The sequence below is a fragment of the Actinomycetota bacterium genome (genome assembly GCA_035765775.1).
Taxonomy (GTDB): Bacteria; Actinomycetota; CADDZG01; order JAHWKV01; family JAOPZY01; genus DASTWV01.
On the sequence record DASTWV010000055.1, the window covers coordinates 119,329 to 143,175 of the forward strand.

The following is a 23,847-nucleotide window of genomic DNA, read 5'->3' on the forward strand; positions in this document are numbered from 1 at the left end:
TCTTCGAGGTCGGTCCGAACGCACGCTGAGCGTAACGAAGGGCCTCTCCGAGATCTCTCCGCAGGGAGCCGTTAGTCCGGGCCTGAAGGTTATGAAACTTCTCTGAACTGACGCAATCCCGATCGCACTCCGAACCGTAGACCTCTCCGTCAGCTGACGCCGACCCGCTGCTAACCGGAGAAGGAGCTACTCGATGTCTCGTCGCCTTCGTTTCACGATGGCCGCTGCGGCGGTCGCCACTGCATGCCTCCCCGTTGGTCCCGCCGCGCTCGCCCGCGGCGGTGGTGGGACGCCCCCGCCCCCGTCAGCTCCGGTGGTGACCTTCACGCCGACCTCGTTGACCTTCGGCTCCGAGCCGATCGGGGCAACGAGCGCCGCGCAGTCGATCACGGTCGCGAACACCGGCAACGCCAACCTGTTCATCAACAGCGCCCAGACCCGGGGGGCCGATCCTCTGGACTTCACCCAGGTCAACGACGGGTGCTCCGGCCTGACCCTCCCGCCCGGGACCAACTGCAGCGTGGCCATCGACTTCTCTCCCACTGCCACCGGGACCCGCTCGGGCACCTTTATCCTCACCGACAACGCCGCCAACAGCCCGCAGAACGTGGCCCTCACCGGCACCGGGACCGGGACCAACCCGCCGCTGACCATCAACACCCAGTTCATGACCTGCACGAACGGGGTGTGCGACATCGGCTCCGGCCAGAACGTGTTCGTCAACAACTTCTTCACCACGGACTTCCTGGCCAGCGGTGGCACCACCCCCTATACCTGGTCCGCCCAGCCGCCGGCGGGGTTGGCGCTGCACCCCTCCGGGCTGATCCTGGGCTCGCCGACCGTCCAGGGGACCACCACCTTCACGGCGACCGTGACCGACGCCAGCGGCGCCACGGCCACCGGGACGTTCTCGCTCACCGTCACCCCGCCGCCGGCGCCGACACCGCCCGGATGCCAGACGGGCGGGACCCTCACTGAGGCGCTCAGCGGCTCTGCCTTCAACGGCCAGACGCCGAACGGGCAGGCCCAGTCGGACGAGACGCAGTTCAGCGGGTGCGGCGGGTTCAGCGTGCTGACGGTCCAGGTGAGCCACGTGAACCTGCCCGACGGGACCCAGCTGTGGGTCACCCTGGACTTCAATCCCGTGGGCGTGATCACCCTGCGCGGTGGCTCGGGCACCATGCAGCCCTACAACATGGGCGACTTCGGGGTGTCCCGGGACCAGATCCGGATCAACAGCGCCCTGCCGGACGTGAGCGGTGCCCAGCAGATCCTCTCCGGGGGGTCGTTCCTCTAGGCCACACCGTCAGGGCCGAGTTCGAGGGCCGGGGCGACCATCTGTGCGGCCGCCCCGGCCCTCGGGCGATCCACGAATGCCGGGCACGTCCCTCGCGTTAACACGCAGGGCGCCCAAGTGTGCCCCCGGCCTTGGGCCGTCTCACGCCTGAGACGGCCATCCGCCTCTGTCGGAGGCGGGCGGCCGCGGGGGTGGCCTTGTGCCCCCCTGATTCGCGCAGTTATGGCGGACGAATGATCGAGACGGAAGTCGCCCGGAAATACGGCGTCACCGGTCTAGATAGCTCGTTTCCGGATCACGCCATTGGAGTGAACGGACAGGTCCCATAACTGTTGGGTCGGCCGGTCCCCAGGAATGGCCTGACGGTGCAAGAGCGAACTCCATGGCCATCAAAGAGGCAGATGAGCTCGTCGCACCAGGACTCCTTTACGAGATGGGTCGGCCTCCTCATTAAGTGGACCGTCCGGCAGGGTGGCGCGGGAATCATCTAGCGCAGAGGTCAGGCGACCTGGGTGCTTCGATCACCTCCCGATTCCAGAACTCCCAGAAAGGTCTGACTCGGCATTGGGCCTAGCAGCTCCTCTACCGACGATAGGCCAAACCCCTTGCGGAGCGCCAAGAGATTGGCCAACCCGGGTGCACGGAGACCACGTGCGTAGGCCGATATGGTCGGTTCGGGAACATCACTCGCTAGGGCTAGGGCAGCCTTGCTCAGGCCACGCTCCTTCAACAATCCGCGCAGGCGCTGCGCGAACCGCGCGCGAATGAGTGCTTCCTCCTCATCTGAGATAGTTGATCCCCCTATGTCTACTCATCACTAGATAACAGTTTGACAAAGAACACATCTGTGATTCAATGCCCTCGCGCGCGATCGCGCGCCCGGCGAGGGCGCGAAGGCCCCGCCGACAAGAGTCGAGGAAGTAGCGGGTATGCAAACTGCCTCACATTCCGCGATATCCCTATTCTCAGGGTGCGGCGGCCTCGATCTGGGCCTTGAGGGCGCAGGGTGGGCGGTGCTGGCACAGCTTGAATGCGACTCTGATTGCATTCGCACTCTCGAACTGCATTCCCACGGCCACCCTCAATTGCGCCAGCTTGTACAGGCCCGCATCGAGCAACGGCAGCCCGCTCGCCTCCGTGCCGAGTTGGGGCTACGGCAAGGGGAGCTCGGATTACTCGCGGGAGGCCCTCCATGTCAGCCTTTCACGACATCAGGGCTAAGACAGGCACTTCATGATCAAAGAGCCTCCTCTGTGTTTCCTGCTTACCTCGGCTACGTATCCGAGTTCTTGCCGCGAGCCCTCCTCATTGAGAACGTCGACGGAATGCTCTCAGCAGCCTTATCCCACCGGCCACTTGCTTTGCGCGGCCGAGGTCACCCCGCGTTGCGCCAAGAAGAGACGAAAGGCTCGTTCCTGCGCTGGTTGGTCTCAGCGCTTGCGGGCCTTGGTTATGCAACCAGTTGGGCGGTGGCCGAAGTCGCGGACTATGGCGTACCGCAGTTGCGACAACGAGCCATCTTGATCGGTGTTAGGGGCCAGGATCCCTGCTTCCTGCCGCCCGCCACGCATGGGCCCGCGGGAACTTTGCCGCATAGGACACTTAGGGACGCGCTGGCCAGCGTAGGCGAAGTCGGTCCCATCCAGCCCCTTAGCGATCGGAAGCGCCGAGTGTACGAGTTGATTCCACCTGGAGGGAATTGGAGGGATCTGCCGGACGCGGTCCGTCAGGGAACGATGGGGGCCGCCTACTTCGCGGAGGGCGGGAGGGGCGGCTGGTGGCGAAGGCTTGACTGGGACCGGCCCTGCCCCACGATACTGGGAATGCCAGACCATTCGAGTACGGCTCTGATCCATCCAGAGGAGACGCGGTGCTTATCCCTATACGAGTGCGCAGCGGTTCAAACGTTTCCGAGTGCGTCGCGTTTTGCCGGTTCTCCTAGGTCCGGCTACCAGCAAATTGGCAACGCTGTGCCGCCAGTCTTTGCCGCTCAACTCGGCACAGAGTTGTTGCGGTTCCTGTCCGGCTCTCGTCGGCCGCCTCCTGCGGAGCCTGCATGGAGGAGGGCCTCGGGCAATCGAAGGATCGGTACTCACGGGTGGGCGTCACTTGACGGCGGGAAAGCGACCTTCCACCTGATGACCAGACCCCGGTCCGACCACATTTGGTCATCAGTCACTCCATCTTGGGAGCAACCAACCCTGGCGGTCCCGTAGCGGAGACATCTTCCTCCGCTTTCATCCAGGTCCCCATGCCGAAGCTTGGCTAGGATTCATGCGTGGCCAGGACTGACATTGAGAACCGGGACCTTGTCGCACGCGTACGGCAACTTAGCGGCCTCGTCTCAGGCATTGGACCAGACGATGAGCACCTTTCGACGGGCATCGCCGCCTTTGAGGATCAATTTGAGTACTGGTACCTTCGGGTCATGCGCGCCGCTGTCCCCGCGTACCGTAATCTGATTATTGAGCGTATCAATCCATTCATTAGGCGAATGGAACTCAAGGGTAAAGGGCCAGAAGCCATAGCAGCACGCCTGGTGGAGGACTACGAGCAGCGCAACTTCGTCACCGCCGGAGGATGGGCCCTTGAGGCCATGGCTATCGCCACCAGCCCCGACGGGCAGAAGTCTGCTGCTCGTGGCATCGACATGGAACGAGTGGTAGGTAAAGACCGCCATCTGTACGTTTTAAAGAGTGGGCCTGTTACCCGGAATTCCGACATCATATCATCCCTTAAGCAACATTCTAAGCAGGCGGAGAAACTGTTGCGGCAGAATCGCGGGGCGGGAGAGGTCAAGGCGAAGTACGCCGTCATGACGGGCAAGACGAGCAGCACTTACCACGACGGTGTGTGGCGCCCCTCATCGGAGGAGTTTTGGAGCGAAGTACTTGGGTTGGAGACCGCCGAAGCCGTCGAACTCGCAATGGCCATTGCATCCGTGGCGAGTGCTCTTGTGCTCTTGGATGTTGCTCAACCAATCTTCGAACTCACATCACTCGTAGCCGAGTATATTCGGTCTCCTGAGACTCCCGAGACAGCCGACTGGGAATATATCAAACTACGAACGCTTCGCAGCCGCGAGCTTTGGCGGGACGATGATGCAACGCGCCATGCTCGAGCCGAGCAAGCCCTCAATTCTAATCCTTACCTACCGTTGATTACACCAGGAGAGGCGGTACAGCAGGCAGAAACCTAGCGGCCAAGGAGGAGGAGGACCACGACGGTGCCTGCCGGCTCCGTACGGGCGAGGTCTACCCTCGATACTTCTAAACCCTCCCTACGAGATTCGACCCTGCGCTTCGGTGCCATCGGCATGGGTGGCCCTGTCCGCTCGGCCGCTCGCTCGTACCGCATGCCCAGGCAGCGTCTTACGTCGGCTCGTCTCATCTGACACACTTACCGAATGGCTCGCGTGAAGGTCGTGTTCCCGCCGCCAGAAGAGGACGAACGAGCTCGTCGCTTCCAGGTGCACATGTTCTACCTCTCAAACCTAAGTGGCTTCCTCCGTCACAATTATGGCGCCTCCGACCACGAACTCTTGGACGGCCTCCTGAGGACGCAAAGAACACTGGCGGGGTTCTGTCGCATCCAACGGCGGCGGTCCACAACAGATCCTGTAGAAGTCAAGAGATGCCTTGCGATTTCCTGGGCGAGCGAACTGCAGATCGCCTTGAATGCGAATGCAGACCGAGCGTTGCTACGTTACTCCAATGTATGGACGCCTGTTCACGCGTATTATGCCACTTACTTTTCAATGCACGCGTGGTTTGCAGCCATGGGTGGAGTCGTTGACCTCGACGACCACACGAGCACTCTGAGGTACATAGCAACTCAAATAACCAACCGCAAGATATTTCCAGCGCCGTGGGCTGGCACCTGCTCTGGCTCGCCTCACTTGAAGGAGACTCAGTTCGAGCGCTTTCCCGGCGATTTCGACGCACGCCGGCCCTGTGAATTGTTATCCCGTCCGGACCCCGACACCTTCTGGCTCCGATTCGGGAAGATGCTGGAAACGACCCGGAAGCTCCGACTAGACAGGCAACACAGGGAATGGTTGAAGGTCAATGACCGCAAGCTAATCCGTGCCGACGAAAAGCGACGTCTCGCTTTGAAACTTCCCAACACCACCCTCTTCGACTATCTTTGGCGCCTTCGTGTGCGTTCTAACTATCAGGACGTCAGTTCCTTCGTAACCTCATCCGTAGGCGACGATTGGCAGCATGAGTTCTATCACTCACTTAGTATAATTACCTGGACTACGTTGGCCACGATAGAAGCGCTTATTATTGCCTATGCTGGTCCCGACGTACTCAATGAGGCCTATGCGGAATTCATTCGCCACGACGCTCCGTCACTCGAGAATCTGACCCGAGCTTTGCAGATACGTCGCGAGCATCTCCTCGCCTGATGTCGTTGCCCGCTCTCAAGGGAGCCGCCGGTGGCCACTTGCGTAACCCACGCGGTCGCGGACAACTCTCGCCGCGCAGGATCCTTTCAGACCGGCCGGAGATGGCGCGCCCACCGACGGACCGGACGACCTGGGCAGACGTGATCGAGGACCCGGGTAACGCCGCCACCAACGTAGCCGCCGGGCCGACCGAACCAATGGCGTAAGCCGACCCTAACTTGACGTCAGCTCGTCGCGGTCTAAGTCTAAGAACCGCACGAGCCCGCCAGCAAGCGGGGCACCCGAGGGGATTCCGCCGGAGGCCTCAAAGGAAACATTTGTTCGAGCTCGGCTGCACGCCGATCCGAAGGGATTTCATAACAAGGCACGTTCACAAACATGAACATGCCCTCGTGGGGCTACCAGGAATCGAACCTGGGACCTCATCCTTATCAGGGATGCGCTCTAACCGACTGAGCTACAGCCCCCGCGCCCGGGCAGGGACCCTGACCTGCGGGAAGTCTCGATTCTAGCCGACCCCGCCGCCCGCCTCCCGGCCTCACTCCCGGACGGTGACCTTGATGCCTCCCGAGGCCTCCGACACCAGGTTGAAGACGAAGGCCGCCAGGAGGGTCACCGCCGTCCACACCACCCCCCCGAACACCACCAGGGCCAGGAGCACCTCGAACACGGTGCCCGTCCGTACCCGGAAGTGGGGGTACCCGGCGTGGCGGATGTAGGTCTCCACCGACTTCACCGCCCCGACGGAGGATCCGAGGAAGTACAGCACCCCGCCGGCGAGCAGGATGACCAGTGCGGTTGTGACGGAAAAAAGTATGGAGAAGCGCAGCACGCTGCGCAGCTCGATGCGCTGCACCGTGCGACGGACGGTTCCGGGCACCTCGTCGTCCGAGGACGGAACGGCGTCCCGGCCGGTCTGGACGGCCACGGGCCCGAGTCTACGCCCGCTCCGCCCGCAGCGGCCTCAGCCCTTCACCACCCCGACCGGCCGGAGGCGGGCGACCAGCTTCGACAGCCCGACCCGCTGGCACACCCGGACGACCTCGCCGGCATCTTTGTAGGCGTAGGGGGCCTCCTCGGCGAGCAACTTCATCTGCTGCGCCCGCACCAGGATCCCCTGCCGCGCCAGGTCCTTCGCCAGCTCCTGGCCGCTCTGGCGCTTCGTCGCCTCCTTACGGCTCATCAGCCGGCCGGCACCGTGGCAGGTGGAGGCGAAGGCCACCTCGCTGGACCCGCTGCCCGCCAGGACATAGGAGGCACTGCCCATTGAGCCGGGGATCAGGACGGGCTGGCCGATGCCCCGGTAGCGCTCGGGCAGCTCGGGGTGCCCGGGCCCGAAGGCCCTCGTGGCACCCTTGCGGTGAACACAGACGGTGCGCGTGACCCCGCCGACCGCGTGGCGCTCCAGCTTGGCCAGGTTGTGCGACACGTCGTACACCAGGCGCATGCCGTTGCCGCCCGGGCCGCCGCCGAGCACCGCGGCGAAGGCCGAGCGCACCCCGTCGGCCAGGACCTGGCGGTTGGCTCGGGCGTAGTTGGCCGCCGCCGCCATCGCCCCCAGGTAGCGTTCGCCCGCCGGGCTGCGCACCGGGGCGCAGGCGAGCTGGCGGTCCGGCAGGTCGTAGCCCAGGCTCTTGGCCAGGCGGTCGAAGGTGGCGACCTCGTCGGTGCATGTCTGGTGGCCGATGCCCCGGCTGCCGGTGTGGATCATCACGCACACCTGGTCGGCGGCCAGGCCCATGACGCCGGCGGCCTCCTCGTCGAACACCTCGTCCACCACCTGGATCTCGAGGAAGTGGTTGCCGGCCCCGAGGCTGCCGAGCTGGGGGGCGCCCCGGGCCTTGGCCTTGGCCGAGACGGCGTCGGGGTCGGCGCCCTCCAGGCGGCCGGCGTCCTCGGTGGCCTCCAGGTCGTCCTCGGTGCCGAAGTCCCGTTCCACCACCCACCGGGCGCCGCCCACCAGCAGCCCGTCCACCTCGCCGGGGCTCAGCTTGCGCAGGCCCTGGCCGCCGACCCCCCTCGGGACGGCATTCGCCACCGCATCGACCAGTGCGGGGAGCCGCCCTTGGATGTCGGGCCAGACGAGGTCCGAGCGCAGCAGCCGGACGCCGCAGCCGATGTCGAACCCGACCCCGCCGGGCGACACCACCCCGCCGGCGTCGACGTCGGTGGCCGCCACCCCACCGATCGGGAAGCCGTAGCCCCAGTGGATATCGGGCATGGCGATCGAGGCACCGACGATGCCGGGCAGGTGGGCGACGTTGGCGACCTGGTCGATCGCCCGGTCCTCCCTCGCCTTCACCATCAGTTCCCGGGAGGCGAACACCAGCCCGTCGACCAGCATCCCGCCCGTGCGCGGGATGCGCCAGCGGTCCCTACCCTCCTCGACCAGTTCCATCGGCACCGCCCTCCGACCGGTCAGACGTCCAGGTAGACCGTCGCCTCGTAGCCCCCGGCGACGGGGGTCACGGCGAGCCCGTGCAGCGTGACGGCCTTCAGCTGCGGGCCGCCCTGCACGAACCAGTCCCCGAGCAGGGCTCCCTGCGCGGAGCCCGAGACCGCGATCATGGCGCCATCTCCGGGCGGTCCCCCGACCCGCTCGACCACGATCGGGCCCGGCACGAAGCGCTCGGCGTCGTGCAACCAGAGCAGCTCGGAGAGCCAGCCGCACAGGGCAGCCTCCAGATCGTCGCCGCCCGCAGCCACCGCCCGGGTCTCATCGAGTGGCACGCTCTCCGGGTCGTACTCCAGGCTGAACATCGCCCGGCTGGCGGTCTCGAAGAGCTCAGGCAGCGTCGCGGCCCGGGCCCGGAAGCCGACATCGGCCGTGTGGGGGAGGATCTCGAATTCGCCCATGTTGAGGGAGTCTGCCACGCGGGTGGGCGACCCGCGGGTCGAGCGCGATGAGCTGGTCGGCTGCCGGTCAGCCCCCGGTCAGCCCAGGGCGGCGGCGAACGGGGCGAGCCTGGGCAGCACCGTCGAGAGCTGGGCCGAGCACGGGTTGCCGACATAGGCCCGCACGTAGGCCGGCATCTTCTTCGTCATGGCGGCGATCAGGGTCGACGCCGACGGGTCGGCGCACAGGGTGTTCACCGTCGGCTGGGCCTGGTTGGCGCACAGATTCTCGCCGAGCAGCGGCTGCAAGCCGGAGTCGATGGTGGCCTTCCCGGCGGCGTACTGCGGATCGGTGCCGGCTGTGGAGGAAACCTCGCCCAGGAGCCAGTTGATCTCGGGGTCAGTCAGCTGCTGGTTGGCCGGGCAGCCGGTGGCTGAGGACGAGGTGGTCGCTTCATTGGGGACCACGGACGCGGGCCCGGTCGTCGCCGGGGAGGTACCGGGGACAGTGGGCGAGGGATGGGGTGTCGCCGGGCGGGACGTGACGAGCGCCGACACCTTGGGGCTGGCGGCGGGACTCGGCACAGTGGCCGCGGGGCTCGACGACGAGCTGCCGGTCACCGAGGCCGGGGCCGCGGGCTGGGCGTCTGAGGCATCTCCGATGAGGGCCGGAGCGGGCGTGCTCGATTTGGCAGCCGCGCCACCGCCGGCTCCGCCATGGCCGGCCAGGGCAACGCCCACACCGGCGGCGAGGCAGAGCACTGCAGCGCCGGAGGCGAGGGCCAGGCGCTGCGGATGGGAGAGCAGCTTCGTCACCATGCTGGGGTAACCGGTCGCCGGGAGGCGGTGGGTACGCCCTTTGGGGGGAGAGCACCCCAACTTGACCCGAGAGGACTAGGCCGGATGGCCCGAACGGGCTAACGTCGGTCGGGAATACCGCCGGTTCGAGGGCGGTTGGCACCGCTGCAGCCACTCGTTAGGAGGTCAATTATGAAGATCGGCATCATCGGGGCGGGCCACATCGGTGCCACCCTCACCCGCCGGTTCGCTGCGGTGGGCCACGACGTCGCGGTCGCCAACTCACGCGGCCCCGAGACCCTCGCCGATCTGGCCGCCGAAACCGGGGCCCGGGCGGTACCGGTCACCGAAGCAGCGGCCGGAGCCGAGGTGGTGGTGGTCACCATCCCCGAGAAGGCGATCCCCGCCCTCCCGGATGGAGTCCTTGACGGCGCCGCACCCGGGGCGGTCATCGTCGACACCGGCAACTACTACCCGCAGCGGGACGGGCGCATCGACGCCATCGAGGCGGGCACGACCGAGAGCCGGTGGGTCGCCGAGCAGCTGGGCCGGCCCGTGGTGAAGGCCTTCAACACCATCCAGTCCCAGCACCTCCTGGAGCACGGCAAGCCCACCGGGACGCCCGGGCGGATCGCCCTCCCGGTGGCGGGCGACGACCCGGCGGCGAAGGCGGTGGTGATCGCCCTGATGGACGAGATCGGGTTTGACGGCATCGATGCCGGGCCGCTGGACGAGTCGTGGCGCCAGCAGCCGGGGACGCCGGTCTACGGTGCCGACCTGGACGCCGAGGGCGCCCGCCGGGCGCTGGCGGAGGCGAGCCCGGAACGGCCGGCGAACATGCGGGCGTAGGTCGGCGGGCTGCCGGGCGAAGGCGGAGGCGAGCCCGGCCTCTACCAGCCCCGCGGCTGGTCCCGCCTCGAGGTGGGGGACAAATGTCCCGCACGCCGGGATAAAAGTCCCCCAGTCAGGTATGCCGCCAGGAACGCCAGGCTGTCCGGCTCCTGTGACAGCTCGAACCCGTTCGTGTGGCAGCCTTTCGTGCTCACCACGGTCGCCCCGGCAGGCAGGGCATGGGCGAGGACCTCAACGTCCGGGTGGAACGGATCGTCCATGCCCGAAGCGATGCGCACCGCCGTCCCGGACAGGGCGGGCGCATGGCCGGATGATGTCGTTCGCGGCAAAGTCGGCCTCCGAGGGGAAGGCGCCGGCGTTGGCGCTCCGGGCCTCGGCGTACGTAGTCCACACCGCCGGGCTGATCGCGGCCACTGCCGACAGCAGCCCGGGGTGCCGTTCGGCCAGGAGCAGGGCGCCGTAGCCGCCCATCGAGATCCCGATCGCCCCGATGCGCTGGGGCGGCATGCCCAAGCCCAGCCCCTGGCACATGGGGATGAGCTCGTTCACCAGCATGGCCATCGGGGCCAGCGGCGAACCCCCGACCGATAGTGCCAAGGCCTCGCCCAGGGAGAGGTCGGATAGGGCATTGGTGTGGTTGCCCCCGTACCCGTGCAGGGCGAGGACCAGCGGCAGCTGGCTGCCCGGGCCGTGCCCGGGCGGGTAGGCGGCACTGCGCTGGCGGGCGACAGAGTCGAAGGTGCCGGACGTCGTCGGACCCGCAGGCGCCGATGTGAGGGACGGGGCGGCAACATCACACCCACCGGTGACCCGCTCCAGGGTGGTTTTTCCAGGCAGGAGTCCGTGCAGGACCAACTCGGCCCCCCGGCTCCGGCAACGACCACCGCACCGACGCCACCGAGTCCCCAGGCGAGGACCCGGCGCCGGGTCAGGCTTTATTGCTCTCCGCCAAGGCTCCGCTCGTCTTCTGCGTGCCCTACTCCTCGGTGACCGGGGCCAGGCCCACCAGCGACACCCCGGGATCGAGGCGCATGATCCGCACGCCGGTGGTGTCCCGGCCCTGCCGGGAGATGGCCCGGGCCTCGATGCGGATCACCTGGCCGTCGCTGGCGATGAGGAACACCTCGTTGCCTGGGCGCACCACCCAGGCGCCGGCGATGTGGCCCCGGCGGGTGGGCAGCTTGGCGGCGATCAGGCCCTTGCCGCCCCGGCCTTGCGGGCGGAAGCGCTCGAGGGCCGTCCGCTTGCCGTAGCCGGCATCGGTCACGAGCAGCAGCTCGGCGTTGGGGTCGACGACGTCGAAGTCGACCACGACATCGTCAGGTTCCAGCCGCATGGCGATGACCCCGCCGGCGGTGCGGCCCATCGGGCGCACCTCGGACTCGACGAAGCGGATGGCCATGCCCCGGCGGGAGACCATGATGAGCTCGTCGTCGCCCGAGGTCGCCTTCACCATGATCAGCTCGTCGTCGTCCCGCAGGGTGAGGGCGATGATCCCGTCCTTGCGGGAGGTGTTGTAGGCGGTGAACTCCGTCTTTTTGATGATCCCCTTCTTGGTGGCGGCGCACAGGAACTTGTGGGCCTCGAAGTCCCGGGTGTCGATGACCGCGGCCACCGCCTCGTCGGGGGCGAAGGGCAGGATGTTGCGGATCGACACGCCCCGGGCGGTGCGCTCCTTCTCGGGGATCTCGTGGGCCTTGATCCGGTACACCTTGCCCTTGTTGGAGAACACCAGGACGAAGGCGTGGTTGGTGGTGGTGAGCACCGTGGAGACGATGTCGCCCTCCTTGGGCTTCGCGCCGATGACTCCCTTCCCACCCCGGCCCTGCAGCTTGTAGATGGCCGACTTCGTGCGCTTGATATAGCCGGAGCGGGTGATGGTGACCACCACGTCCTCGTCCGGGATCAGGTCCTCGATGTCGATCTCACCGTCGTCGGCGATGATCGCCGTCCGCCGTGGGTTGGCGAATTTCTCCCGGATCCCGAGCATCTCGTCCTTGATCACCCGGCGCAGGCGGGCAGGCGAGTCGAGGATCGACCGCAGCTCGGCGATCTGGCCGGCGAGCGACTCGGCCTCCTCCCGCAGGTTCTGGCGCTCGAGGCCGGCCAGGCGGCGCAGGGCCATGTCGAGGATCTCGGAGGCCTGGGTCTCGGACAGGAAGAAGCCGGCCCCGGGAGTGCGGCCCTCGGGCGGGGTGCCGTGGCGGTCGGCGCCCGCCCGGGCCAGCAGCTCCTCGGTCTCGGCGCTCACGATCCACTCCCGGTCCATGAGCTGGGCACGGGCGGCCGAAGCCGACTCCGCCTCCCGGATGAGTGTGATGATGGCGTCGAGCTGGTCCAGGGCGACCAGCAGGCCGATGCGCTTGTGCAGGTCCGCCTCGGCCTTGCGCAGGCGGTACCGGGTGCGCCGGGTGACAACCTCAACTTGATGGTTGAGGTATGCCTTGAGGATGTCGCGCACGGGCAGGGTGCGGGGCACGCCGTCCACCAGGGCCAGCATGTTCATCCCGAACGAGTCCTGGAGCTGGGTGAACTTGTAGAGGTTGTTGAGCACGACCTGGGGGATGGCGTCGCGCTTCAGGTCGATCACGATCCGGATGCCCTTGCGGTTGGACTCGTTGCGCCCGTTGCTGATGCCGACGATGCGCTTGGACTCGACCAGGTCGTAGATCTTCTCGAGGAGGCGGTCGCCCGACACCATGTACGGCAGCTGGGTGATGACGATGCGCTGGCCCCGCTTCGAGTCTTCGATCTCGGCCTTGCCCCGGACCCGGATGCTGCCCCGGCCGGTCAGGTAGGCGTCCCGGATCCCCTGGCGGCCCAGGATGGCGCCGCCGCCCGGGAAGTCCGGCCCCTGGATGATCTCCATGAGGTCCTCCCCGCTGAGGTCGGGGTTGTCGAGCAGGGCCAGGGTGGCGTCGATGATCTCGCCGAGGTTGTGGGGCGGGATGTTGGTGGCCATGCCGACGGCGATGCCTGTGGAACCGTTCACCAGCAGGTTCGGGAACCGGGCGGGCAGGATGGTGGGCTCCTCTTCCCGCCCGTCGTAGTTGGCGACCATGTCGACGGTGTCCTCGCCGATGTCCCGGAGGAGCTCCATGGCCAGCGGCGCCAGGCGGCACTCGGTGTAGCGCTCGGCCGCCGGCGGGTCTCCGTCCACCGACCCGAAGTTGCCCTTGCCGTCCACCAGCGGGTGGCGCATGGCGAAGTCCTGCGCCATACGGGCGAGGGCGTCGTAGATGGCCTGGTTGCCGTGCGGGTGGTACTTGCCCATGACCTCACCGGTGACCCGGGCGCACTTCATGTGCTGCACGCCCGGGCGGGCGCCGAGGCCGTCCATGCCCCACAGGATGCGGCGGTGCACCGGCTTCAGGCCGTCCCGCACGTCGGGCAGCGCCCGGCCGACGATCACGCTCATGGCGTAGTCGAGGTACGACCGCTGCACCTCAGCCTCGATGTCGACCGTGACGATCTCGCCGTCGGTCAGGGGGGGCTGGGTGGGAGTCTCGTCGCCGTCGTCAGGCACGGGTCGTCACCCCCTCACTCGCATCGGCCGTCACGCCGCGCAGCCACTTACACATCGAGCGTGGCGTACTTGGCGTTCTTGGTGATGAACGCACGGCGGCTCTCGACGTTCTCGCCCATGAGGATGGAGAAGATCTCGTCCGCCAGGGCGGCGTCCTCCATCTGCACCCGCTTGAGGATGCGGGTGAGCGGGTCCATGGTGGTGGCCCACAACTCCTCGGCATCCATCTCGCCCAGACCCTTGAAGCGCTCGAACTTCAGGTTCCGCTTGGGGTACTCGGCCCGCAGGGCGTCGCGTTCGTCGTCGGAGAAGGTGTAGCGCTTCTTCCCCTCGATGATGGTCTTGTACAGCGGCGGCTGGGTCAGGTAGACGTACCCGGCGTCGATCAGCTCCGGCATGTAGCGGAAGAAGAAGGTCAGCAGCAGGGTGGTGATGTGCTGGCCGTCCACATCGGCGTCGGCCAGGAGGCAGATCTTGTTGTAGCGGGCCTTGGAGAGGTCGAACTCCTCGGCGATCGAGGTGCCGATGGCGGTGATGAGCGCCTGCACCTCCTTGTTTTCCAGGATCTTGTGCAGGCGGGCCTTCTCGACGTTCAGGATCTTGCCCCGGATGGGCAGGATGGCCTGGAACTCGCGGTCCCGGCCCCCCTTGGCGCTGCCACCGGCGGAGTCCCCCTCGACGATGAACAGCTCGGAGCGGCGGGGGTCCCGGGTGGAGCAGTCGGCCAGCTTGCCCGGCAGGCCGCCGTGCTCGAACGCCGACTTGCGGGCGATGTCCCGGGCCTTGCGGGCAGCCATCCGCGCCCGGGCGGCCTGCTCGGCCTTGGCGATGATCCGGCGGGCATCGGTGGGGTTCTCCTCCAGCCACTCGGCGAGGCGTTCGTACACCGCCCCCTCGACGAAGCTGCGCATGTCGGAGTTGCCCAGCTTGGTCTTGGTCTGGCCCTCGAACTGGGGCTCCCGGAGCTTGACCGACAAGATGGCGGTGAGGCCCTCCCGGATGTCCTCGCCCTGCAGCGGCCCCTCTTTCTCCTTGATGAGGTTCTTGTCCTTGGCGTAGCGGTTGATCTGGGTGGTGAGCGCCCGCTTGAAGCCCTCCTCGTGGGTCCCACCCTCGTGGGTGTTGATGGTGTTGGCGAAGGAGTGGATCGACTCGGTGAAGGTGGCGCTCCACTGCAGGGCGACCTCCATCTCCTGGCCGTCGCCATGCTTGTCGAACTCCACCACGCGGTGCAGCACCTCGCGCCCCGCGGTCAGCGACTTGACGAAGTCCTTGATGCCTCCGGGGGCCTTGAAGTTGTCCGAGGTCCCGGTGCGCTCGTCGAGCAGGCGCAGCTCGATGCCCTTATTGAGGTACGCCTGCTCCCGGAGCCGGCGGGCGATGGTGTCGTAATCGAACTCGGTGGTCTCGGTGAAGACCTTGGGGTCGGGCAGGAAGGTGACCTCGGTGCCCTGCTTGAAGGAGGCCTTCGCCGGGCCGATCTTCTGCAGGGCGGACACCGTGTGGCCGCGCTCGAAGCGGGCCTGGTACAAAAAGCCGTCCCGGGCGACGGCGACCTCCAGCCACAGCGACAGGGCGTTGACCACCGAGACCCCGACGCCGTGGAGCCCGCCCGAGATCTGGTAGCCCTTGCCCTCGAACTTGCCGCCGGCGTGCAGCTCGGTCATGACCACCTCCACCGCCGAGCGGCGCTGGCCCTTGGGGGGGTCGATGGGGATGCCCCGGCCGTTGTCCCGGACCGTGGCCGAGTTGTCGGCGTGGATGGTGACGTCGATGCGGTCGGCGAAGCCGGCGAGGGCCTCGTCGATGGAGTTGTCCACCACCTCGACCAGCAGGTGGTGGAGTCCCCGGGCACCGGTGTCGCCGATGTACATGCCCGGCCGGCGCCGGACGCCCTCGAGACCCTTGAGGACGGTGATGTCCTCGCCGGTATAGCTGGTCAACGTGGAGCGGCTGTTGGCCCGGGTAGCCGGTACGGCCCCGTCATTCCGGGCATTGGTTCCGGCCGGCGTGGGAACGACGGGCGCGGACTGCTCAGGTTCATCGGTCATCGGTTGCCTCGAAAGCTTGCTGCGATGGGGCCCGCCACCGCTTGGGGGGGCCAGATCCGCGCACCAGGGTGTTGACGTAAGTATACCACCGGCCTAGTGCCCTCTGCCGGAATGTGACCGGGCTGCCAGGAGCGCGCGTTTGGTGGCCGCAGCCAGCCGGTCGTCCGGGATCCCGGAGACCAGCTGATCGGCGTCGATCCCGGCCCCGGAAGGCCGCGCGGTGCGAATAGGTGCGGTCGCCGAGGACTGCCCCGCCCCCCGGGCTGCAGCCCTCCCCGCCGGGCGCCCACCGGGCACGCCGATGGGCGGTTTGAGGGCCACCTTGACCTCCTTGACCGGCTCGCCGGGGACCGCGGCGTTGACCCGGCGGATGATCTCGGGGGCAAGGTACTGCAGCTCCTTGCCCCAGGCGGGGTTCTCCACCCATACCTTCAGCACTCCGTGGGTGAGGCTGGCCGGCGAGCACCGCTGGGCGACCCGGTCCCCGACCATCTGGCGCCAGTCGCCGAACACCGCCCCCACGGCGGCGGGGTTGTCCAGCCCCCAGCGGCGGGCGCTCGGCCCGAGGAGGGAGCGGAGGGGCGTGGGGTCGTCAGGCATCAAAGTCGTCAGGCATCGGGTGCCATCTTTCATGCCACCCGGACCACGCCGGCGTCCACCAGGAACATCCGCTCGACCGCGCGGCCGGAGCCCACCGGCCACCCCGCCCCGCTGGTGGCGGTGGCGATGGTCTGGCCGGACCCGGCCACCATGGCCACCAGGTGTTCCCGCCGGGCGTCGTCCAGCTCCGAGAAGATGTCGTCCAGGATGAGGATGGGATCCTCGCCCCGCTCGCCGGCCACCAGGTCCCGCTCGGCCATGCGCAGGGCCAGGGCCAGACTGCGCTGCTCGCCCTGCGAGGCATACGTCCGGGCGTCGGCGCCGTTCAGCCGCACCTCGACGTCGTCCCGGTGCGGACCCACCGTGCTCACCCCCCGCTCCAGGTCCCGGCCCCGGGCCGCAGCCAGCGCGGCCACGAGGCCCTCGGTGACCGCCGCCGTCCGGCCCTCGCCCGCCGGGGGCAGGTCCTCGGGCGTCACCCAGGTGGGCCGGTACTGCAGGTCGACCTCGGCCCCGGGCCCGGCCAGCGAGCCGTAGCGGCGCTGGACCTCGGGCAGCAGCCGCTCCAGCACGGCCAGCCGGTTGCGGATCACCACCGCCCCCGTGCGGGCGAACGACTCGTCCCAGACATCGAGCGTGGCCAGCGCCCGCCGGCTGTTGACCGCCGCCTTCAGCAGACCCGTCCGCTGGCGCAGCACCCGCTCGAACTCCTGGCGCTCGGCGCCGGCCAGCACCCGCAGGCGGGCGGCACCCTGGTCCAGCAGCCGGCGGCGTTCGTCGGGCGGTCCCTTCACGATCACGAGGTCGTCGGGTGAGAACGCCACGGCCACCATGGGCATGCCGCCGTGACGCTCCACCGGGACCCGGTTCACCAGCAGCCGGGTGCCTCCCGCCCGTTTCACCTCGGCATCGACCCGGACGTCCCGCCCGCTGTCCCGGCCGGCGCCGGACACGATGGCCCGCTCGGCGCCGAGGCGCACCATCGCCTCACCGGTGGCCCCCCGGTGCGACCCGGTCCCGCACAGCACGGCGATCGCCTCGACCAGGTTCGTCTTGCCCTGGCCGTTCTCGCCCAGGACGAGATTCAGCCCAGGCGCAAACTCCACCGCGGCGGTGGCGTAGTTGCGGAAGTCGGTCAGGACGAGGCTGCGCATCTCCACACATCCAGCTTCTACCGGGACAGGCGCACGGGCATGGCAATGTAGGTGAACTCGGGGTGATCTTCCCCCCGGAGCACGCCCGGCTTGGTGGGCGACATCACCTCGAGGACCGCCTGCTCGCCCTCGAGGGCATCGAGGCCGTCGCCCAGGAACCGGGGGTTGAAGGCGACCACCATCGGCTCGCCGTCGTAGCTGGCACCCTCGAGGTCGTCCACCGCCTCGCCGATGCCGGCCTCCACCGCGGTCAGGCGCACCTGGTCCGCCAGGTGGATCTTCACCGGGGTGTTCTGGCCCGCGACGATGCTCACCCGCTGCACCGCCTGGGCGAACTCCTCCCGGTTCACGGTCAGCCGGTTGGGGTACCCATCGGGCACCAGGGAGCGGTACTTGGGGAACTCGCCCTCGATCAGCCGGCTCACCAACGACGTCCGCCCCACCACACAGCCCACCTGCGACTCACCGATCCGGATGGTCATCTCGCCGCCGGTCCCGGGGGCGGTCAGGTGCCGGCCCAGCTCCACCAGTGTCCGGCCCGGGATGATCAGGTCCCCCTCGGGCGGTCCCTCCTTCAAGGTGACCTCCCGGAGGGCCAGGCGGTAGCTGTCCGTGGCGACCAGCCGGACGGTGCCCTCCGAGAACGACCACAGCACCCCGGTGAGCACCGGGCGGACCTCGTCGGTGCTGGCCGCCCGCACCACCTGGCGCAGCGCCCGCCCGAGATCCGAGGCCTCGGCGGTGGCCACGGCATGGCCCTGGACCTCGGCGAACTCCGGGAAGTCCTCGGCGGCCAGGGTGCTCAACGAGAACTCCGCCTTGCCGCCCCGGATCACCGCCTCACTGCCTCGGGTCTCGACCACCACCTTGCCCGGGGGCAGGCTGCGCAGGACCTCACCGAAGAGCTTGCCGGGCAGCACCAGGACGCCCTCCTCGGCCACCGAGAACTCGCCGGTGACGGCGACGAAGATCTCGAGATCCGTCCCGGCCAGCTCAACCCTCCCGGCGGTGGCCGAGATCCGGACCCCTCCCAGGACCGGGTGGGTGGCCCGGCCGGACACCACTCGCAGGACCGCCTGACTGTGCTCTACCAATTCGTCGCGTTCGGCTTCCAGATGCATCACACCCTCCTTCGGCGGATCCGGCTCTCAGGGCCTCGGGCAAGACAGTACTCAGCAGGTACGACAAAAAATGCGGGTTTACACGCAGGCAGAGGTTTTCGCGAGGAAGAAGATTGATAGTCAGCGATAGCAGTAGGGGCTGTGGATCCTGCGGACAACCTGCATTCCGGCTGGTCGCAGGCCAGATCGGGCTGTGGGCCCGGTGGGGACACGACGGGGTTCCTCCGGGACGGCCCGGCAGAGGGAACGGGAAGAAGGGCGGTCCACAGGGTTGTCAGCGGGTTGTTCACAGGGCCTTGGCCCGGGTGCGGATCCGGGTGGTGAGCTCCTGGATCTGGTTGTAAGTGGAGCGCTGCTCGTTCATGAGCCCGCGGATCTTCGTGGTGGCGTGCATCACGGTGGAGTGGTCCCGGCCACCGAAGCGCTGCCCGATGCGGGGCAGCGAGAGGTCGGTCAGCTCGCGGCACAGGTACATGGCCATCTGGCGGGCATTGGCCACCGGGCGGTTCCGGTTCGGGGACACGAGCTCCTCGACACTGAGATTGAAGTAGCGGGCGGTCTCGGCAAGGATCAGGTCGGAGGTGATGCTCGCCGGGCCACTCTCCGGGTAGAGGTCCTTCAGGACCGTCTCGGCCAGAGCAAGAGACACCGGTCGATGGTCCAGGCTGGCAAAAGCGAGGACCCGGATGAGGGCGCCTTCGAGTTCCCGGATGTTGGACTCGACCCGGGAGGCGATGAAGGCGAGGACGTCGTCGGGCAGGCTGGCGCCGTCCAGGGCCGCCTTCTTGCGCAAGATCGCGATGCGGGTCTCGAGATCGGGCGGCTGGACATCGGTGATGAGGCCCCACTCGAACCGGGACCGTACCCGCTCCTCGAGGCCGAGCTGCTTCGGGGGGCGATCGGAGGTGAGGACCAACTGGCGCTGGGCGTCGTGCAGCGTGTTGAAGGTGTGGAAGAACTCCTCGATGGTGGCTTCTTTGTTCTCGAGGAACTGGATGTCGTCCACCAGAAGGACGTCGTTCTCCCGGTAGCGGCGCTTGAAGCCGGCGATCCGGCCGTGATCACCGACGGCATCGATGAAGTCGTTGGTGAAGCGCTCGCTGGAGATGTAGCAGACCACTGCGTTGGGCTGGATCTGCTGGATGTAGTGGCCGATGGCGTGGAGCAGGTGGGTCTTGCCGAGACCGACGCCGCCGTAGATGAACAGCGGGTTGTAGGCGTGGGCGGGGGTCTCGGAGACTGCCAGGGCGGCGGCGTGGGCGAAGCGATTGGAGGCGCCGATGACGTAGCTGTCGAAGGTGTAGCGCGGGTTGAGGGGGCTGGAGTCCCCCCGGCGGGCAGGACCAGCATGGCCGTTGCCCACCGAGAGCCCGTGCGACGGCGCCACAGGAGTCGGGTCGAGCAGGAGCTCGACGTCGAGGATCTCACCCGCGGCTCCGGCCACCGCCTGGGTGATGAGCGGGACGTAGCGCGGGTCGATCGACTCCTTCACGAACCGGCTGGGTACGAAGAGGACGAAGCTCTCAGGGGTCTGGTCGCCGGGGCGCAGGGGCATGAAGCAGGTCTGGAAGACCGGGGTGGACACCTGCCCGCGGATATGGAGGAGAGCGGCATCCCAGATCGTCGCCGGTGACGGCGCGACCTGGCCTTCCCGGGCACCGGTCTCTGAGGCGGCCGGCCCGGTATTCACCGGATCACCTGCATGAGGCGCGAAGACTGAGGAGGTTGTCCACACCGCTGTGGCCCTCGAAGGCCTCGGGGGGCCTCGCGGACGCCGGTGAAAGGGGGGTGTTTTGGGTGCCGGCACGCTGGATGGAGGGGTTTTCCACAGCCTCATCCACAAATGTGGACAAACCCATGTACGCCATGTCTGTTGACCCCTCCCGGCTACGGTTGCTAGAAAGCTCAGGCGACTACTTTTGGGCGCGCCCCACTGGCATGCGAGCCACCGGGGAAGTGGTGACGCTAACCGGCTAGAAGCCGCGAAATGTCGCCTGGAACCCATTATAAGCGCGGCCCGCTGTGACCCACAAGACAGGGAAACCGGCGCGGGGTGCGGGCGCTCGGTGCAACCTCCCGAACCATCCGGACCAGGGCCCTGACCAGGCCATACCCGGGCCATGACCAACTCCCGACCGGGGCCGGACGCTGCCGGGCGTTCGGGAAGGGCGAAACCGGATACAGTTGGGATACCGGCTTCTCGAGCCGGGAGGCGCCGACTATACTCGGCGGGCCTTGGGCCGCGTGCGGCGGCCAGGAGACTACCTGAGGTGAGCGATGAAGCGGACGTTCCAACCGAACACCAGGCGGCGCAAGAAGACCCACGGGTTCCGGATCCGGATGCGCACCCGCGCCGGCCGGGCCGTGATCAGCCGGCGGCGCCAAAAGGGCCGCGCTCGCCTCTCCGCCTAGACCGACCAACGCTGCGCTCCCCCGCTGAGTTCCGCCGGGTACTCCGCAGCGGTCGGGGCCGGGGAGCTGGCGGGCTGGTGGTGCACGTATGCGAGCGGGACGGAGGTGGGCAACCACGACTGGGACTGGTGGTGCCCCGGACGGTGGGTGGCGCGGTGGAACGCAACCGAATGAAACGCCGTATCCGGTCGATTTGGCGGGAGCTGTCGCCGAACCTGGGACCGGTGGACTGCGTGGTGGTCGTGCGCCCCGAGGCCGCCACCCTGAGCTTCGCGGGCCTGTCCGAGCGCGTGGCATCCGGCGTGGCGCAGGCCGCCCGGGAAACTCCGAGGGCGCGATGAGCCACTCCCCGATGACCCGGCACCCGATGACCCGGCGCCGCCCGGGGCAGTGGGCCGCCCTGCCCCTGATCGGGCTGATCGCGGCGTACCGGGCGGTGATCTCCCCGTTGCTGGGGGCACGGTGCCGCTTCTACCCGTCGTGCTCCGCCTACGCCCAGGAGGCGCTGCGGGTGCACGGGCTGCGGCGGGGCGGCTGGCTGGCGGTGCGCCGCTTGAGCCGGTGCCACCCGTGGAATCCCGGTGGGTTCGACTACGTGCCGCCGCTCCAGGCAGATGAGAATTCCATTGGTCTGTCGGAGACCGAGAATCTAGTGGTGAGGGCGGGATAGCGCCAATGATCTCCCTATGGAACGACCTCCTAAAACTTCTGGGAAGCTCCCTGTCTTCGTTCTACAACCTTGTTCCGAACTACGGCGTTGCCATCATCCTGCTCACGATCGCGGTCCGGCTGGTTCTCCTGCCGCTCACCATCAAGCAGACCCGCTCGATGCAGGAGATGCAGAGGCTGCAGCCCGAGTTGAAGCGCCTGCAGGCGAAGTACAAGGGCGGGGACAAGGCGAAGCTCAACGAAGAGATGATGAAGCTGTACAAGGAGCACCAGGTGAACCCGTTGGGCGGGTGCCTCCCCCTCCTCCTGCAGCTCCCGATCTTCTGGGCCCTCTACCGGGTGCTCGACGGATGTGGCAAGACCGTCGCCCACTCCAAGGCCTGTATGACCGGGTTCGTGGGCGTGAAGTACCTGCCGGTCGGGAGCGCCCTCCGGGCGGTGATCCGGGAGGTTACCCCCGGGCACCTCGGCCACGCCGGGTTCCTGGGGATGAACCTGGGCGTGTCGCCGGTGGCCTTCGTGAAGAGCGACGGCTTGGTTCATGCTATCCCCTACATCATCCTCGTCTTCCTCATGGTGGCCACCACGTGGTACCAGCAGAAGCAGATCATGGCGGTGTCCCCCGGCCAGAGCGGCAATCAGCAGATGCAGATGATGGGCAAGATCATGCCGGTGGTCCTCGGTGTGTTCTCGCTGGAATTGGCGGCCGGCGTGTCGATCTACTGGGTGGCCAGCAATGCGTGGACGATCGTCCAGCAGTACTTCGTTCTGGGGAAGCAAGCCGGTGCCGGCGGGTCCCCTGCAGTGGCCGCCGCCGATAAGGCCATGGGAGGTGGTAGTTCGGCTGGCTCGGGAGTTTCCAGCAAGCCGAAGGCGGCCATCGGCAAGGGCACCGGGAGTGGCGAGGGTAGGAAGGGCGATGTGAAGACCGCTCCGGAGCGCACGGGCACCAAGGCCGGCACCGGGAACGGGCGAGCGGGCGGGGGCCAACAGAATGGCGCCACCAAGGGGAAGCGGCCCGCGGCGCCCACGAAGAGCGCCGCCGAGGCCAAGACCGGAGCCGGAAGCCCGGCGAAGCCTGCCGGAGCGAACGGCAAGGCAAATGGGAAGGCGAATGGGAAGGCGCCCGAGGCGAAGCCCGTGGAGGCCAAAGCAGATTCGAGTGCCAAGCCCGGCCCGGACAACGGGAAGCCCCCCGCGACGCCGGTGCCCGCCCGGGGCGACGGGAATGGGGCAGAGCCGGCCCCTGCGGAGCCCAGTCCTGACGCCGGCGGCACGCCGGCCGGCACCGCAGGATCGGCCCGGCCCCGGCCCCAGCGGGCGGCCTCGAGCGCCCGGAAGCGAAACCGACGATGAGTGATATCCCGGAGGTGGAGGACATGGCAGGTGTGCCCGCGGAGCATCCCGAAGAGGCGAGCGCCCGGAACGGCAGCACACCCCCGCCGGCCGGGCCGGAGGAGCAGGAAGGCGGGGAAGAGACCGAGGAGGACCGCCTGGTGATCGCCTCCGAGGATGCCCTCGACTTCGTCGATGGCCTGCTGGACGCCATGGATGTGGATGGCGACGCCAGCGCGGAGGTTCGGGACGGGCGGGTCTACGTGAGCGTCGAAGGCGCGGACTCCGCCCTGCTCATCGGTCATCATGGCCAAACGCTGGAAGCCATCCAGGAACTCATGCGCAGCGCCATCCAGCGCCAGGTGCGCTCCCGGGTGCTCATCACCCTGGACGTCCAGGGCTACCGGGAGCGGCGCCGAGAGTCGTTGCAGGAGCGGGCACGCGAGTTGGCGGCACGGGTGCTCGATGAGGGCGAGATGGAGTTCGAGCCCATGAACGCCTTCGAGCGCAAGGTGATCCACGACGCCATCGGCGAGATCGAAGGGGTCACCAGCTTCAGCGAGGGCGAGGAGCCCTACCGCCGGGTGGTCATCGCCCCGGCTGAAGACTAGGCGTCGCACGACCTCGATCTGAGGCTTTGCCTGGTTTCACGTGAAACCAGGAGGCGGACCACCTCGTTCCACGTGAAACAGGGCCTTCTGATCGCCCCTGGAGTGCGCGAAATCCGTGCCACCGCCCGCCGTGCGCATATCATGGGCCTGCCCGCACGAGCCGCCCGCCGCCCGC

The 23,847-nt window shown here is 67.8% G+C and carries 20 protein-coding genes and 1 tRNA gene; 9 read left to right on the forward strand and 12 right to left on the reverse strand.

Annotated elements, in window-relative coordinates; all coding sequences use genetic code 11:
• Window positions 1-193: 193 nt before the first annotated feature.
• The 3 genes from VFW71_12845 to VFW71_12855 all read left to right on the forward strand — a co-directional run bounded on the left by VFW71_12845 (window position 194) and on the right by VFW71_12855 (window position 5,708).
• Window positions 194-1,297, forward strand: a complete 1,104-nt coding sequence (locus tag VFW71_12845; GenBank protein ID HEU5003646.1) for a choice-of-anchor D domain-containing protein — start codon at window positions 194-196, stop codon at window positions 1,295-1,297.
• Window positions 1,298-3,575: 2,278 nt separating this feature from the next.
• Window positions 3,576-4,496, forward strand: a complete 921-nt coding sequence (locus VFW71_12850) for a PmeII family type II restriction endonuclease (GenBank protein HEU5003647.1) — start codon at window positions 3,576-3,578, stop codon at window positions 4,494-4,496.
• Between the two features lie 216 nt (window positions 4,497-4,712).
• Window positions 4,713-5,708 (forward strand): hypothetical protein, encoded by a 996-nt coding sequence (locus VFW71_12855; GenBank protein HEU5003648.1) that lies wholly within the window; start codon window positions 4,713-4,715, stop codon window positions 5,706-5,708.
• 393 nt (window positions 5,709-6,101) lie between these two features.
• On the opposite strand, the gene VFW71_12860 is transcribed toward VFW71_12855, so the two are convergent.
• From VFW71_12860 to VFW71_12880, 5 genes are all read right to left on the reverse strand, one after another.
• Window positions 6,102-6,175 (reverse strand) — tRNA-Ile (locus VFW71_12860).
• A gap of 71 nt (window positions 6,176-6,246) precedes the next feature.
• The gene (locus VFW71_12865; GenBank protein ID HEU5003649.1) at window positions 6,247-6,636 is read right to left on the reverse strand and encodes a DUF3566 domain-containing protein; all 390 of its coding nucleotides are present in this window, start codon (window positions 6,634-6,636) and stop codon (window positions 6,247-6,249) included.
• Between the two features lie 36 nt (window positions 6,637-6,672).
• The gene (locus VFW71_12870; GenBank protein ID HEU5003650.1) at window positions 6,673-8,106 is read right to left on the reverse strand and encodes an RtcB family protein; all 1,434 of its coding nucleotides are present in this window, start codon (window positions 8,104-8,106) and stop codon (window positions 6,673-6,675) included.
• Window positions 8,107-8,126: 20 nt separating this feature from the next.
• Window positions 8,127-8,564 (reverse strand): archease, encoded by a 438-nt coding sequence (locus tag VFW71_12875; GenBank protein ID HEU5003651.1) that lies wholly within the window; start codon window positions 8,562-8,564, stop codon window positions 8,127-8,129.
• Window positions 8,565-8,642: 78 nt separating this feature from the next.
• On the reverse strand, window positions 8,643-9,362 hold the full coding sequence (locus tag VFW71_12880; protein HEU5003652.1) for a hypothetical protein: 720 nt from the start codon (window positions 9,360-9,362) through the stop codon (window positions 8,643-8,645).
• A 144-nt stretch (window positions 9,363-9,506) separates the two neighbouring features.
• Here VFW71_12880 and VFW71_12885 point away from each other — a divergent pair, with 144 nt between their 5' ends.
• On the forward strand, window positions 9,507-10,190 hold the full coding sequence (locus VFW71_12885) for an NAD(P)-binding domain-containing protein (protein ID HEU5003653.1): 684 nt from the start codon (window positions 9,507-9,509) through the stop codon (window positions 10,188-10,190).
• 234 nt (window positions 10,191-10,424) lie between these two features.
• On the opposite strand, the gene VFW71_12890 is transcribed toward VFW71_12885, so the two are convergent.
• From VFW71_12890 to dnaA, 7 genes are all read right to left on the reverse strand, one after another.
• The gene (locus VFW71_12890) at window positions 10,425-11,048 is read right to left on the reverse strand and encodes an alpha/beta hydrolase-fold protein (protein HEU5003654.1); all 624 of its coding nucleotides are present in this window, start codon (window positions 11,046-11,048) and stop codon (window positions 10,425-10,427) included.
• A gap of 121 nt (window positions 11,049-11,169) precedes the next feature.
• On the reverse strand, window positions 11,170-13,719 hold the full coding sequence (gene gyrA, locus VFW71_12895) for a DNA gyrase subunit A (GenBank protein ID HEU5003655.1): 2,550 nt from the start codon (window positions 13,717-13,719) through the stop codon (window positions 11,170-11,172).
• 47 nt (window positions 13,720-13,766) lie between these two features.
• The gene (gene gyrB, locus VFW71_12900; GenBank protein HEU5003656.1) at window positions 13,767-15,770 is read right to left on the reverse strand and encodes a DNA topoisomerase (ATP-hydrolyzing) subunit B; all 2,004 of its coding nucleotides are present in this window, start codon (window positions 15,768-15,770) and stop codon (window positions 13,767-13,769) included.
• Window positions 15,771-15,863: 93 nt separating this feature from the next.
• Entirely contained in the window at window positions 15,864-16,370 is a 507-nt protein-coding gene (locus VFW71_12905) for a DUF721 domain-containing protein (GenBank protein ID HEU5003657.1), read from the reverse strand.
• 29 nt (window positions 16,371-16,399) lie between these two features.
• Complete coding sequence (locus tag VFW71_12910; GenBank protein ID HEU5003658.1) at window positions 16,400-17,524, reverse strand: DNA replication/repair protein RecF; 1,125 nt, start codon at window positions 17,522-17,524, stop codon at window positions 16,400-16,402.
• Between the two features lie 17 nt (window positions 17,525-17,541).
• Complete coding sequence (dnaN, locus tag VFW71_12915; GenBank protein HEU5003659.1) at window positions 17,542-18,645, reverse strand: DNA polymerase III subunit beta; 1,104 nt, start codon at window positions 18,643-18,645, stop codon at window positions 17,542-17,544.
• A 286-nt stretch (window positions 18,646-18,931) separates the two neighbouring features.
• Window positions 18,932-20,335: a chromosomal replication initiator protein DnaA gene (gene dnaA, locus VFW71_12920; protein HEU5003660.1), complete on the reverse strand. Its 1,404-nt coding sequence runs from the start codon at window positions 20,333-20,335 to the stop codon at window positions 18,932-18,934.
• A gap of 587 nt (window positions 20,336-20,922) precedes the next feature.
• Here dnaA and rpmH point away from each other — a divergent pair.
• The 5 genes from rpmH to VFW71_12945 are packed head-to-tail and all read left to right on the forward strand — an operon-like array spanning window position 20,923 to window position 23,672.
• Window positions 20,923-21,057: a 50S ribosomal protein L34 gene (rpmH, locus tag VFW71_12925; GenBank protein HEU5003661.1), complete on the forward strand. Its 135-nt coding sequence runs from the start codon at window positions 20,923-20,925 to the stop codon at window positions 21,055-21,057.
• Window positions 21,058-21,068: 11 nt separating this feature from the next.
• Window positions 21,069-21,398 carry a ribonuclease P protein component gene (rnpA, locus tag VFW71_12930; protein HEU5003662.1) on the forward strand — a complete coding sequence of 110 codons (330 nt, stop codon included), beginning with the start codon at window positions 21,069-21,071 and terminating at the stop codon, window positions 21,396-21,398.
• A gap of 11 nt (window positions 21,399-21,409) precedes the next feature.
• A complete protein-coding gene (yidD, locus tag VFW71_12935) occupies window positions 21,410-21,727 on the forward strand; it encodes a membrane protein insertion efficiency factor YidD (protein HEU5003663.1) in 318 nt (105 codons plus the stop codon).
• 5 nt (window positions 21,728-21,732) lie between these two features.
• Window positions 21,733-23,082: a membrane protein insertase YidC gene (gene yidC, locus VFW71_12940; GenBank protein ID HEU5003664.1), complete on the forward strand. Its 1,350-nt coding sequence runs from the start codon at window positions 21,733-21,735 to the stop codon at window positions 23,080-23,082.
• Window positions 23,079-23,672 carry a R3H domain-containing nucleic acid-binding protein gene (locus tag VFW71_12945; GenBank protein ID HEU5003665.1) on the forward strand — a complete coding sequence of 198 codons (594 nt, stop codon included), beginning with the start codon at window positions 23,079-23,081 and terminating at the stop codon, window positions 23,670-23,672. Before yidC ends, VFW71_12945 begins: the two co-directional genes overlap by 4 nt.
• Window positions 23,673-23,847 lie beyond the last annotated feature (175 nt).

Coding starts and splice junctions, on each gene's coding strand:
- gyrB (HEU5003656.1), bottom strand. CDS start 15,770: ATGACCGATGAACCTGAGCAGTCCGCGCCCGTCGTTCCCACGCCGGCC.
- yidD (HEU5003663.1), top strand. CDS start 21,410: ATGACCCGGCACCCGATGACCCGGCGCCGCCCGGGGCAGTGGGCCGCC.
- VFW71_12845 (HEU5003646.1), top strand. CDS start 194: ATGTCTCGTCGCCTTCGTTTCACGATGGCCGCTGCGGCGGTCGCCACT.
- VFW71_12910 (HEU5003658.1), bottom strand. CDS start 17,524: ATGCGCAGCCTCGTCCTGACCGACTTCCGCAACTACGCCACCGCCGCG.
- VFW71_12945 (HEU5003665.1), top strand. CDS start 23,079: ATGAGTGATATCCCGGAGGTGGAGGACATGGCAGGTGTGCCCGCGGAG.
- VFW71_12870 (HEU5003650.1), bottom strand. CDS start 8,106: ATGGAACTGGTCGAGGAGGGTAGGGACCGCTGGCGCATCCCGCGCACG.
- rpmH (HEU5003661.1), top strand. CDS start 20,923: ATGAAGCGGACGTTCCAACCGAACACCAGGCGGCGCAAGAAGACCCAC.
- dnaN (HEU5003659.1), bottom strand. CDS start 18,645: ATGCATCTGGAAGCCGAACGCGACGAATTGGTAGAGCACAGTCAGGCG.
- VFW71_12905 (HEU5003657.1), bottom strand. CDS start 16,370: ATGCCTGACGACCCCACGCCCCTCCGCTCCCTCCTCGGGCCGAGCGCC.
- VFW71_12880 (HEU5003652.1), bottom strand. CDS start 9,362: ATGGTGACGAAGCTGCTCTCCCATCCGCAGCGCCTGGCCCTCGCCTCC.
- yidC (HEU5003664.1), top strand. CDS start 21,733: ATGATCTCCCTATGGAACGACCTCCTAAAACTTCTGGGAAGCTCCCTG.
- VFW71_12875 (HEU5003651.1), bottom strand. CDS start 8,564: ATGGGCGAATTCGAGATCCTCCCCCACACGGCCGATGTCGGCTTCCGG.